Raw genomic sequence first — 11921 nt, 5'->3', positions numbered from 1 at the left:
GAAGGGACAACCGTGGTGCGCCAGCGCGAGGCCGCATCGAAGTCACGGGTTCAGCTTACGTTGTCACGCCGGTTCCAGTCGATACGATCAGACCAGGCGGGCATGGGGCGCACCGCGTCCGGGGAGATATCTGCGCGTTGCTCGAGCGCTCGCCGGCCACGCTGTCCGGCGCTGTTCGAGTCGACGTCAACCGTCAGGTTCGGAACAGTGAAGGCCGGCGGGCACCTAAGGGGCTTTCACCGACGCGAACGTTCCGCCATCGGCGCGATCCTGACGACATTGCAGTCACCTGCTACGGCCGGGTCAAGAGGTGAGCACGCCGTTCTCGTCCAAACCCCTGGCAAGGAAGAAGTCCCGGGACTCGAACGCCGTTGCAACGATACCGCGCTGCGTACGTTCCTAGGCTCGACCCACGACCAGGCCGGCCCGGCCACCATCGACCTATCGAGACATCCAAGACAAGGAGCGACCAATGATGGATCTCACTGCCCCGACCCTTGCGGAGGATCTTCTGCTTGTGCTGTTCCAGCCCGACTCCGGCGCCATCGCAGGCGAGAACACCCTGCACTACGTGCTGGCCGGGGCCGTGCTGGCAGAACTCACCTTCAATGAAAGCGTGGCGACCACAACAACCCGGGCCGGCTCCGCAATTGTGGAAGCAGAAGGCACGGCCCCGTCGGACGAGATCCTGCGCTCGGCGTGGGACTATGCCGCGGACACGCCGCGCGTGGTACAGGCCATGCTCGTCGCGATCGGACCGGCACTACGGCAGCCACTTCTGGAGCGTCTCATTGCGCGAGGCGACATCCGTGAGGAGAACGGCAAAGTGCTCGGCATGCTCAAGACAACGACCCTCAAGGACGGAGAAAGCGGACGCAGGTCCGGCCTCATCGGAGAGGTCCGCAACGTTCTTGTGGACGGTGTGGGACCGACGCCCCGTGTCGCTGCATTGGCAGCACTGATATGGGGAAGCGGCACGCTCCATCAGCTCGACCCCGAGATCCCCTGGAGCCCGGCTGTCATCACGCGTGCACAGGAACTCGAACGTGGAAACTGGAGCGCCGAGGGCGCCACCCAGGCGGTCGCGCGCGCTACGGCCGAGATGATCGGCATCATTGCAGCCTCCGTGCCCCCTCAGAACAAGGAGCTTGGCTAACGCCCCGCAACCGCCGCACACACGAGACGTGGTCCGTCGACGCTCGCCCCCGGGGGCTACTCGAACGGGCAGCTGTGTCCCCCAATGCGATCGGGAGGCATCTGCCAGGCCCAATCCACGTTTTCCGCGGCGTTCCGGACACACCTTCACAGCAGCGCGGTGAAGACCGGCGGCGAGACAGGGACTTCAACCGATGCGAACGTTCCGCCACCTGCGCGATCCTGACTCACGATCACCGTTTCACGGCGGTTGAGATCCTTCCAGGTCATCCGGCGCACGCAAGGCCACCTGCCACGCACTATCCCCCATGACCGATTCAATGACTCCCAATGTCGAAACGGCCCGCTCGGCAGAGCACATCGGTGCACCTGTCGACTACAGGCAAAACCCCGCCGACGTCGCGGTATTGTTGAACGAAGCCAAAGCCGCTCTGCAATCCGATCGTGAACTCGCGAGAACCTGTGTCGCGCGCGCACTCGATCTGCTGCACGAAGACCCTGTTCCCGAATCCGGTCCGTCCGCGTGCTCCTACGGCGGGTTGGCCGATTGGCAGGTCCGTCGTACGGTCGCATACATCGAGGCGCATCTGGATTCACCGATCCGGGTGAAGGACCTCGCCGCGCTCACTCGTCTCAGCGCGAGCCATTTCTCGCGTGCATTCAAACGAAGCTTCGGCCAGGCGCCGATGACTTATGTCTCCCGCAAGAGAGTGCAGTTCGCACAGCGGCTGCTGCTGACGACGGAGGACTCGATGTGTCAGATTGCGCTGGCGTGCGGGATGTACGATCAGGCGCACCTGACTCGCGTGTTCCGTCGCCTCGTCGGCGACAGCCCCACGGCCTGGCGACGGCGACACGCCGCCGGGCCTCCGCCGCCCCCGGCCACGTTTCGTCACGCATTTCGGTGAGCCGGAGAGGCCGCGGGCAGACAGCCGGGTGCGGGTTCGCGGTCGACGACGGAAGCACCGTCCAGATCGCCCACCGGAGCGGGGACGGGCACCTGTGGTTCGCGACCAGCGGCAGCGAGGCCTTCGTGGATCCATGTGCTTCGGTCGTGTCCAAGCTCGCCATCATGGGGCGATTGGTCTCGAGTATCGAAACACGGGCCGATGGTTCCCGATCGAAGAACGCTCCCTACGATGCTTTCGTACAAATCACCGTACTAAAAGGCAATCACCCTGGCGCCCAGGCGGTCGACACTGGAGGCCAAGGAGAATGACGTTCTCTCCTTCCCCCCATCCGTGAGGAGACCAATCGCATGACCACGACGCCCGGCGCCGCCACTTTCCGCAATGGACTTTCTTCGCTTCTCCGCCCCGAAGACTCGGTGCTGGTCCTGATCGACCACCAGCCCTACCAGCTCAGCAATCTCAACAGCCACGATCCGCACATGGCCGTCAACAATGCGGCGGGCCTGGCCAAGGCGGCCAAAGTCTTCGGCGTCCCCACCGTCCTGACCAGCGTGGTCGAGGACCGGGGCGGCAAGATCTTTCCGCAGATCACCGAGGTGTTCCCCGGCCAGAAAGTGATCGACCGCACCTTCATCAACACATGGGAAGACAGGAAGGTGGTGGACATCGTGAAGGCGACAGGCCGGAAGCAACTGGTCCTCGCTGGCCTGTGGACCGAGATCTGCGTGGCGATGCCGGCGATCCAGGCCGCGGGCGAAGGCTGGGACGTGACCGTGGTGACCGATGCTTCGGGGGCGACGTCGGTCGAGGCCCACGAGGTGGCGATCCAGCGCATGGCCGCGGCCGGCGTCAACCTCATGACCTGGCTGGCGCTGGCGTCCGAATGGCAGCGAGACTGGGCGCGCAGCGAAACCGCGATGGCCCTGAACGATGTGGTGCTCCAGCACGCGGCCGGCAGCGGCATCGCGTACCTGTGGGAGCAGCAACTGCTCAACACACCGGTGCCGTCCAAGGGCTGACCATTCGTCAAGATGGCGGAGCCTCTTCGGGCACCGCCATCCATCGCAGGCGGCGCCCTCCGCGGCCCACGATCCCGACAGGTGCGGTCCGCGATCGAATGATCGCGCGCCGCGGTCATGCAACCGGAAGCAGAGCGCATGCACTGCTTCGATCGGCAACCCGGCGCGCACCGGCATTCGATGGAGTCCTTTCGGCTCCAACACCGCACAGAGAGGGACATGGCAATGTCGCTGGACCGCTTTCCCGTCGGACTGGAAATGGATGTCTCCTATCCCGAGTTCCAGGTCAGCCTGACCCTGCTGTCCACGACGCGACTGAAGTTCGAGATCAAGGAAGGGCCGCTGGCCCGGACCGAGGTCGTCGACATCCACGTCCTTCCGCTCGGCAACAGCCTGTTCGCCGTCAGCTGGCAGGAAAAAGACGGCGCGACCGTCGCCAACATCCAGGACTACGATCGGTGCCTGGTCCATTCCTTCGCAACGCTGCCCGACGGCACGCTCCTGCGGATGACCGGAACCTTCGCGATCACAAGGCCTTCGGATGTCGCCTTCGACGATCGCCCCCGGCGCAACAAGGCGCTGGTTCTGGAGGCGATGACCGCCCTGTTCCAGCGCCGCGATGCATCGGCCGTCGAACGTCTCTACGCGCGCGATTATATTCAGCACAACCCCGGCATTCCGCAGGGCCGCGCCGCGTTGCAGGCGCTGGTGGCAGGCCTGTCCGAAGCCGTGCACTACGAGCCCGGTCTGGTCATTGCCGAAGGCGATTTGGTCGCCATCCACGGCCGTATCCACGGCTGGGCGGACAGACCGCAGGTAGTGATCGATCTGTTCCGGATCGAGGGCGGCAAGCTCGCCGAGCACTGGGACGTATTGCAGGACGAAGTGCCCGCTTCCGGCGCCCGGGCCGGCATCCCAATGTTCGATCCCGGTGAGGGCTCGCGCTTCCAATGAGGCCTGGGCGTCGCAGACGACCCGTGAACGGAGATACGAAATGGTGGAACTGATCATCGAACAACGGCGCCGCAGCCTCGGTGGCGGCATGGAAGTCGGTCGCGTGCTGCCTTTCCCGAAGCGCCGCATGGTGGGCCCGTACATCTTCTTCGACCATATCGGCCCCGTGGACGTCCCGGCCGGCGTGGATCGCAGGATCGACGTGCGGCCGCATCCGCACATCGGCCTGTCCACGGTGACCTACCTGTTCTCCGGCGAGATCATGCATCGCGACAGCCTGGGATACGAGCAGGCGATCCGCCCGAAGGAGGTCAACTGGATGACCGCCGGGCGCGGCATCACCCACAGCGAGCGATTCGAACACGCACGCGTCCATGGAGATCATCTGCACGGCATCCAGGCCTGGGTCGCGTTGCCGGTCGAGTTCGAGGAAACGGCGCCCAGTTTCTCCCACCACGCCTGCGCCGACCTGCCGCAGTGGAGCGATGGCGGCGTGCACGGGCAGGTCATCGCCGGAAGCGCCTATGGGCTGACTTCAGGGGTCGTCACCCATTCGCCGCAGTTCTACGTGCACCTGGACATGGAGCGCGGTGCAACGACGGAGATTCCGGGCGGCTATCGCGAGCGTGCGGTGTACATCGCAAGCGGCGCGGTCGAGCTGCGTGGCGTCACCTACGGCGCCGGCAAGATGCTGGTCCTGGACGAGCGGCCCGCCTGGATATGGGCACTGGAGCGTTCGTCGGTGATGCTGCTCGGCGGGGACCCGGTCGGCGAGCGATTCCTCTACTGGAATTTCGTGTCCTCCTCCAGGGAAAGGCTAGAGCAGGCCGCGGCGGACTGGAAGGCGGGTCGCATGAAACTGCCCGATGCGGACGATGCCGAGTTCATCCCCTTGCCGGCCGAGCGCCCCGAGCCCGCGCCGGCGATGTCATGAATACCGTCGCAACCCGGGTGGCCATGCCTCAGTCCCCGAAGGCCCTCGAGGCCTGCAGGCAGCCTGGCATGGCGGGGACCATTGCCCGATGCGGGAGGGCCGTTCCCGCACCGGCATCGCATCGAATGAGTTCGGCCGCCCGTACCACCCGCGCAATCGACCGGATTCGGCCTCGACGCTACACCGACCTGCCCAAGTCAGGCAGGAAAGCGACGCCGATCAAGGCATCCACTGAACGAGGAATTGCCATGAACATTCTGATGCGTCCCTTCGTCGCCGCCCTGCTGGCCGTCTTGCTGCTGTCGGGCAGCGTCGCCCAGGCCAACTCATCCGCCAAGGAGACCCCAATGACCGTCAACGCCAACACCATCACCACCCGCGACGGCGTGCAGCTCTACTACAAGGACTGGGGCCCGAAGGACGGCCCGGTCGTCACCTTCAGCCATGGCTGGCCACTGAACTCCGACAGCTGGGAATCGCAGATGCTGTTCCTCGCGGACCATGGCTACCGCGTGGTCGCACACGACCGCCGTGGACACGGGCGCTCCAGCCAGCCCTGGGACGGCAACGACATGGACCACTATGCCGACGATCTTGCGGCGGTGATCGAAGCCCTCGATCTCGAGGACGTGACCCTGGTCGGTTTCTCCACCGGCGGCGGCGAGGTGGCGCGCTACATCGGCCGCCACGGCACCGGGCGGGTGAAGAAGGCGGTGCTGGTGTCCGCGGTGCCGCCGCTGATGCTGCGCACCGACGACAATCCGGGTGGCCTGCCGCTCGAGGTGTTCGACGGGCTGCGTGAAGGCTCGCTCGCCAACCGCTCGAAGCTGTACCTGGACATCGCGTCGGGTCCGTTCTTCGGCTTCAACCGTCCCGGCGCCACGCCCGACCAGGGACTGATCCAGTCGTTCTGGGTGCAAGGCATGCAGGCGGGCCACAAGAATACGTACGACTCGATCGCGGCGTTCTCGGCCACCGACTTCCGCGGCGACCTGGCGAAGTTCGATGTGCCGACCCTGGTCATCCACGGCGGCGACGACCAGATCGTGCCTGTCGACTCGTCCGCCCGCGCCTCCGCCGCGCTGATCAGCGGTGCGCGGCTGATCGTCTACCCCGACGGACCGCATGGGATTGCCGACACGCACAAGGATCGGCTCAACCGCGACCTTCTGCAGTTCCTGCAGGAATGACGAAAGCATGGCCTGACAGGGATGTCGGGCCTCTTCGTGAGCGAATTGCATTTCACGGAGGGCTACCGGATTGAAAGCGATCGACCTTACGAAGTTTGGTGCCCCCGGCAACTTCGAACTGCAGGATGAGGCCGTTCCCGAAGCAGGTATCGGCGAGCTGCTTGTGCGCATGATGGCGACTGCCGTCAACTCCCCCGACGACCGGATTCGCCGCGGTGATCATCCGGAGGATGTGCCCCTTCCGGCCGAGGCCGTTCTGGCCCCCAACCCTGACCAGGCGGGGCCGGTCCCGTCGGAACATCACGGCTTCTCAAGGGTCTTCAGGTCCGGATACCTAAGCATCGGTTTCATGATGCCGCTCGCCCGGCTGGAACATGGCGTGCCAGACATGACCGGCCAGCTGGAACTGGCCACGCGAGTAGATCGACTTGGATTCGCGGCGCTGTGGGCAAGGGACGTGCCACTGTTTGATCCCGGCTTCGGGGACGCCGGCCAGATCTACGATCCCTGGGTCTGGCTGGGCCAGCTGGCGGCGGTGACCCGGGAAATCACCCTTTCCACCGCGGGCATCGTACTGCCGCTGCGGCACCCGCTGCACACGGCCAAGGCGGCCGCCACGCTGGATGCGGTCTCCGACGGCCGCTTCATGCTGGGAGGCGCATCCGGCGACCGGCCCAGCGAATTCCCAGCCTTCAACCGGCGGCATGGGGACCGCAGCACCGACTACCGGGAAGCGGTAACGGTGATCCGGCGCGCCCTGGTTGAGGCCTATCCGGAAATGTCAGGTCCCTTCGGCAACATGAGCGGACTCGACCTGCTGCCCAAGCCCCGCCATGGTGGCGTGCCAATCCTGGCGATCGGCAGTGCCCAGCAATCCCTGCAATGGATCGCCGGGAATCTGGACGGCTGGATGACCTACCCGCGCGATCAGGCGGACCAGAAGCGACGCATCGACCTGTGGAAGCTGGCCTTGGCCGAGAAAGCGCAGGGCGCGTTCAAGCCATTCGGGCAACCGCTGTTCATCGATCTCAGCACCCATCCGGATGCGCCACCGACACCGATATTCCTGGGCTTCCGCCTGGGCCGCAACGCCCTGGTCGACCACCTCGACCAACTGCAGCGCTTGGGCGTGAACCACGTGGCGCTGCAGCTCCTGCACAACCAACGCCCGGCCGACGAGACCGTCGAGGAACTGGCCGAGTACGTGCTGCCGCACTTCTCCACCTCCCGTTGAGCCCTCCACTTTCCGACACGAAGCAGGCATTCCCATGAGCAACGGCATCGAGCACAAGGTCATCCTCATCACCGGCGGGGGCACGGGCCTCGGCGCCGAGACGGCCCGCTTGCTGGCATCGCGTGGCGCGAAGGTCGCCGTGGCTGGGCGACGCAGGGCCAAACTTGAGGAAGTGGTCGCCGACATCGAGGCAAAGGGCGGCACCGCTCGCGCCTACGCACTCGATGTGACCGAGAAAACACGAGTGGAGGCGGTCATTGCCACCGTGGTTGCGGACTTCGGCAGGCTCGACGTGCTGGTCAACAACGCCGGCCTGATGCCGATCCGCCCCATGGCCGAAGTGGACACCGACGAGTGGGACGCGATGATCGACGTGAACCTCAAGGGGACGCTGTACGGCATCGCTGCCGCGCTCCCGCTCTTTCTCGCGCAGGAGAGCGGACACGTAATCAACCTCGGTTCAGTGGCCGGGCTAAAGGTGTTCGCGCCGGGCGGCACCGTGTACTCGGGCACCAAGTTCGCGGTCCGGGCGATCTCGGAAGGCCTGCGCCAGGAAGTCGGCGAGCACGTGCGCGTCACGACGATCGAACCGGGCGCAGTCGATAGTGACCTCAAGTTCAGCACGTCCGGCACCGCCACCGAGACGGTGCTGGACTTCTACAAGAGTGCCATCCCGGCCAGTTCCGTGGCGCGCGCCATTGCCTTCGCGATCGAACAGCCGGATGAGGTGGACGTCAACGAGATCGTCCTGCGTCCAACCAGGCAAGAGTTCTGACTCCTTCCGCTGGAGATAACGAAATGAAAGTACTGATGGTCCTGACCTCGCACGACACCCTGGGCAACACCGGGCGCAAGACCGGCTTCTGGCTGGAAGAATTCGCCGCACCCTACTACAGGTTCAAGGACGCCGGCGCGGAGATCGTGCTGGCTTCGCCCAAGGGCGGGCAGCCGCCACTCGATCCCAAGAGCAACGAGCCGGCCTTCCAGACCGACGACACCCGCCGCTTCGATGCCGATGCGGACGCACAGGCGCAGCTGGCCGCCACCGTGCGGCTGGACAGCGTTTCCCACGCCGACTTCGATACGGTGTTCTATCCGGGCGGGCATGGCCCGATGTGGGATCTAGCCGAAGACAACGATTCGGCAGCGCTGATCGAATCGTTCCTCGGCGCCGGAAAGCCGATCGCGCTGGTGTGCCATGCACCTGGCGTCCTGCGCCACGTCAGGACCCCGGAAGGTCGTCCGCTGGTCCAAGGCAAGAAGGTCACCGGCTTCGCCAACAGCGAAGAAGCGGCCGTCGGGCTGACCGAGGTGGTGCCCTTCCTGGTCGAAGACGAGCTGCAGGCATTGGGCGGGAGCTTTTCGAAGGGCGACGACTGGGCGCCCCATGTGGTCAGGGACGGACTGCTGACCACCGGCCAGAACCCCGCGTCATCGGCCCCCGCCGCAGCGGCCCTGCTGGAGCAGCTTGCTGCACGGGCAAAGCGATGAGTGCCTACGGGGTGCGAATGTACGGCGGGCCGGACGTGTTCGAACATCCTTCGCAGGATGGCGCGCTCTTCCTCCGTCTTCCCGACATGGAACAGTCGCATCGGCGGTTTCCGCCGAGGCAGAGGCGTTGGCGGCCGCCAACGCCTCCGGGTTCGGCTTGGCCGCATACTTCTGCACGCGTGACCTGGCACGCACGTTTCGCGTGTCGCGTGCACTGGAGCGCTGCATGGTCTGTGTACGCACCGGACGGAGCATCATGATGAAAGTCTTTATCGTTGGAATCGCCGGGGAAACCGGGTTTCGCCTGGCACGGATGCTCAAGGACCGCGGCGACGAGGTCGACGGCCTGTACCGGCGGTCGGACCAGGCCCGCAGGCTTGCAGGCATTGGAGTTGCGGCAACCCATGGGGACCTGCTGCACATCCAGGCCAGGCAACTGGCGGAGGCCATGCGCGGCAGCGACGCTATCGTCTTCAGCGCCGGCGCCGGCGGTGAGAGTGACGAGATGACCACGGCAATCGACCGTGACGGCGTGGTCAAGTCGATAGACGCGGCCGGGTTGGCCGGCGTCAAGCGCTTCCTGTTGGTCTCGGTATTCCCGGAGGCCTGGCGGGAGAGGCACATGGACGCCGGCTTCGAGCATTACATGGCAGTCAAGAAGCAGGCCGACATCGCATTGTCCGAAAGCAACCTGGACTGGGTGATCCTTCGCCCCTCTGCCCTGAAGAACGACCCGGGCGTCGGCACGGTCAGCCTGGCTGTTGCACAGATCCACACAGAGGTGCGCCGCGACGATGTTGCGGCGACCCTGGCAGAGCTCGTCCATGCGCCCGCGGTGAGTCGGAAGATCCTCGAGCTTACCGAGGGCGACACGCCGATAGCCGAGGCCGTGGGCGCGCTTGCCTGCACCTGAAGCGGCGCCAGGCCAGCCAGATGAACGGGCCGTGCTGGACGATCCGGAGCCCGGTGCTCCCCCGGCGAGGGCAAGGCCACCGCAAACCTGCACATCCATGAGTTTGAGAACAGGAAATCGCCAGGCCCGGTTGCCGCTCGCGTCCGTGGTGTCAGGGAAGCTGGAGGTCCCTGATCTGCCGGCGCGAGGTGATACCGAGCTTGTGGAAGATGCTGCGCAGGTGGGCTTCGATCGTGCGGGGGCTCAGGAACAGCTGGGTGCCCACTTCCCGGTTCGTCGCCCCCGTGGCGACCAACCGTGCGATATGCAGCTCCTGGGCGGTGAGCGTGTCGGTCGGCTGGGCGTTACGTTTGCGCGGGTTCTCGCCAGCGGCCCGCAGCTCGCCTGCGGCACGTTCGGCGAACGCTGCCGCACCCATATCAGTGAGCAGCTCGTGGGCGGTCCGGAGCTGCTCACGGGCATCCTGGCGACGACCCTCCCGGCGACGCAGCCACTCGCCGTAGACGAGGTGGGCGCGGGCAAGATGGGTGGCCATCCGGCAGCTTCCGAGACGCTTGATCGCCTCGCGATAGTGGTCTTCTGCGCCCGGCCCGGTGGTGGTCAACGCCCGTGAGCGTGCCGCCATACCAAGAGCCCACTGGGTGCCGCTGGCGCTGGCTCGCGAGGCCAGCTGGTCCGCAGCGGCAGCGGCGCGCTCCGGCTGGCCTGCACGAACGGCCGCTTCGACCAGCTCGGGCAGCGCAACGCTGCTGTGCGCCAGTTCGTCATGCTCACACGGCGGCGTCGCGGCGGCCAACGCGGCTTCGTAGTTGCCCAGGCCGTTGTGCAGGTATGCCAGCGAGACCTGGGCAAGACCGACCGTGGCGCCCTCACCTCGCCTCGTCGCGTCCTCGACCATGGTCGCGTAGAGCTCCGACGTTTCCGGCTGCCGGCCGCGCCAGGCAGCCAGTACGAGTCTGGCGTTCGGGAGCGGCGGAGCACCTGTCGCCCGTGTGATCGCGCCCTCCTCCGCCAGCAGCTCAGCGGCGCTGGTGAGCTCGCCGGTGAGCACGAGCACCGAGGCCAGGGCATTGAGCGCAGCGGGGAGCGTGGTCAGCGCGCCAGCTTCGCGTGCGAGTCGGACCGCGCGGTCGGCCAGCACGTAGATCGTCTCGTCGTCCCACAGCATCGCTCCGACATGGCAGGCGAGCCACAGCGAGCGTCGGTTACTGTCATCGGTACCGTCATCGTCATCGCGCAGCGAAGCGAGGACGCGTTGCAGTTGGGGCACGCTCGCTTCGTACCCTTGCGTGAATCTCGTGACCAATCCATCCAGCAGGAGATCGGTCGGCCGCGGCGGCCTGGGCGGTGGAGGCGCATTCCGGGCAGCCTCGGCCGCCTCCAGCAACCCGTGGCCGGGTGCCAGGCGACCGGCGTGGAAGGACGCCTCCAGTGCCTGCAGGTAGGTTTCGCGCGAGAGCGCGCCGTCCAGCGGAGCGAGCGTCCTGGCGGCATCGAGCAGCATTCCCGGCGTCTCGCGGCCGCGCGTCAGGTGGAACGCGATCTGGGCGCGCAGCAACTGGAGGCGGGCGCGTTGCAGCGCATCCAGCGGCCCTGCCTCAGCGGCCGCCAGCAGCGCCGTGGCGGCCTCGGGCGCGCCTGCGTCGTGCTTGGCGTACGCGGCTTCGAGCGCGCGGGTCGCACGGCGGCCTGGTTCAGGCGTCATCATGGCCGCTTGTTCCATGAACGCGGCCGCGGCTGCCAGCCCACCGCGGGCACGGGCGCGTGTGGCCGTGTGCGCCAGTTCCGCAGCGGCTTCCTCGTCGGTGCCCGGTACTGCCTGGGCCCGATGCCAGGCATGCCGATCGGGATCGATCACGGCGTCGGTAACAGCAGCCAACACCCTATGTGCGCGGCGCTGGTCGGGCGGGGTCGCGGCCGCGTAGACCGCTGAGCGCACGAGCGGATGACGGAACCGCACCCGGGTGTCGATCTCCACCAGGCCGGCCGACTCCGCGGGCGCCACGGTCTCGCGAGCAATTCCCAGGTGCGCGGCGGCCCGCCAGAGCAACGCCACGTCACCGGTCGGGTCGGCCGCGGCGACCAGGAGCAGCAACTGCGTCTCGGCAGGCAGGCTGGCC

12 protein-coding genes and 1 pseudogene are annotated in these 11921 nt (G+C 66.4%); 11 read left to right on the top strand and 2 right to left on the bottom strand.

Features of this window, described 5'->3' with window-relative positions; translation table 11 throughout:
- The first annotated feature begins 472 nt into the window (after positions 1–472).
- Positions 473–1156 (top strand): GOLPH3/VPS74 family protein, encoded by a 684-nt coding sequence (locus FZO89_RS18380; protein WP_222928176.1) that lies wholly within the window; start codon positions 473–475, stop codon positions 1154–1156.
- A 146-nt stretch (positions 1157–1302) separates the two neighbouring features.
- Here FZO89_RS18380 and FZO89_RS18970 read toward each other — a convergent pair whose 3' ends face one another.
- On the bottom strand, positions 1303–1425 hold the full coding sequence (locus FZO89_RS18970; RefSeq protein ID WP_262378796.1) for a hypothetical protein: 123 nt from the start codon (positions 1423–1425) through the stop codon (positions 1303–1305).
- Positions 1426–1463: 38 nt separating this feature from the next.
- On the opposite strand from FZO89_RS18970, the gene FZO89_RS18375 reads away from it, so the two are divergent.
- The 10 genes and pseudogenes from FZO89_RS18375 to FZO89_RS18335 all read left to right on the top strand — a co-directional run bounded on the left by FZO89_RS18375 (position 1464) and on the right by FZO89_RS18335 (position 9801).
- Positions 1464–2063, top strand: a complete 600-nt coding sequence (locus FZO89_RS18375; RefSeq protein ID WP_149104917.1) for a helix-turn-helix domain-containing protein — start codon at positions 1464–1466, stop codon at positions 2061–2063.
- 350 nt (positions 2064–2413) lie between these two features.
- Positions 2414–3085, top strand: a complete 672-nt coding sequence (locus FZO89_RS18370) for a hydrolase (RefSeq protein WP_149104916.1) — start codon at positions 2414–2416, stop codon at positions 3083–3085.
- 225 nt (positions 3086–3310) lie between these two features.
- The gene (locus FZO89_RS18965; RefSeq protein ID WP_262378795.1) at positions 3311–4039 is read left to right on the top strand and encodes a nuclear transport factor 2 family protein; all 729 of its coding nucleotides are present in this window, start codon (positions 3311–3313) and stop codon (positions 4037–4039) included.
- 40 nt (positions 4040–4079) lie between these two features.
- Positions 4080–4973 carry a pirin family protein gene (locus FZO89_RS18360; RefSeq protein ID WP_149104915.1) on the top strand — a complete coding sequence of 298 codons (894 nt, stop codon included), beginning with the start codon at positions 4080–4082 and terminating at the stop codon, positions 4971–4973.
- Positions 4974–5221: 248 nt separating this feature from the next.
- Positions 5222–6163: an alpha/beta fold hydrolase gene (locus FZO89_RS18355; RefSeq protein ID WP_149104914.1), complete on the top strand. Its 942-nt coding sequence runs from the start codon at positions 5222–5224 to the stop codon at positions 6161–6163.
- Between the two features lie 70 nt (positions 6164–6233).
- Positions 6234–7397, top strand: coding sequence for an LLM class oxidoreductase (locus FZO89_RS18350; protein ID WP_222928175.1), 1164 nt, complete (start codon positions 6234–6236; stop codon positions 7395–7397).
- Positions 7398–7431: 34 nt separating this feature from the next.
- Positions 7432–8172, top strand: a complete 741-nt coding sequence (locus FZO89_RS18345; protein WP_149104913.1) for an SDR family oxidoreductase — start codon at positions 7432–7434, stop codon at positions 8170–8172.
- A 23-nt stretch (positions 8173–8195) separates the two neighbouring features.
- Positions 8196–8888, top strand: coding sequence for a type 1 glutamine amidotransferase domain-containing protein (locus tag FZO89_RS18340; RefSeq protein WP_149104912.1), 693 nt, complete (start codon positions 8196–8198; stop codon positions 8886–8888).
- Positions 8866–9132: pseudogene (locus tag FZO89_RS19105) on the top strand (aldehyde dehydrogenase family protein); the annotation flags it as partial. The gene FZO89_RS18340 and the pseudogene FZO89_RS19105, both read left to right, overlap by 23 nt.
- A 15-nt stretch (positions 9133–9147) precedes the next feature.
- Entirely contained in the window at positions 9148–9801 is a 654-nt protein-coding gene (locus FZO89_RS18335; RefSeq protein WP_262378794.1) for an NAD(P)H-binding protein, read from the top strand.
- 151 nt (positions 9802–9952) lie between these two features.
- Here the strand turns inward: FZO89_RS18335 and FZO89_RS18330 are convergent.
- Positions 9953–11921 (bottom strand): helix-turn-helix transcriptional regulator (locus FZO89_RS18330; protein WP_149104910.1); only part of this gene is annotated, 1969 nt, incomplete at its 5' end.

Origin of the sequence: Luteimonas viscosa, assembly GCF_008244685.1 — a bacterium.
Taxonomy (GTDB): domain Bacteria; phylum Pseudomonadota; class Gammaproteobacteria; order Xanthomonadales; family Xanthomonadaceae; genus Luteimonas; species Luteimonas viscosa.
The sequence above is the reverse complement of the archived record's forward strand: the minus strand, read 5'-3'. Positions and strand labels throughout refer to the sequence as shown.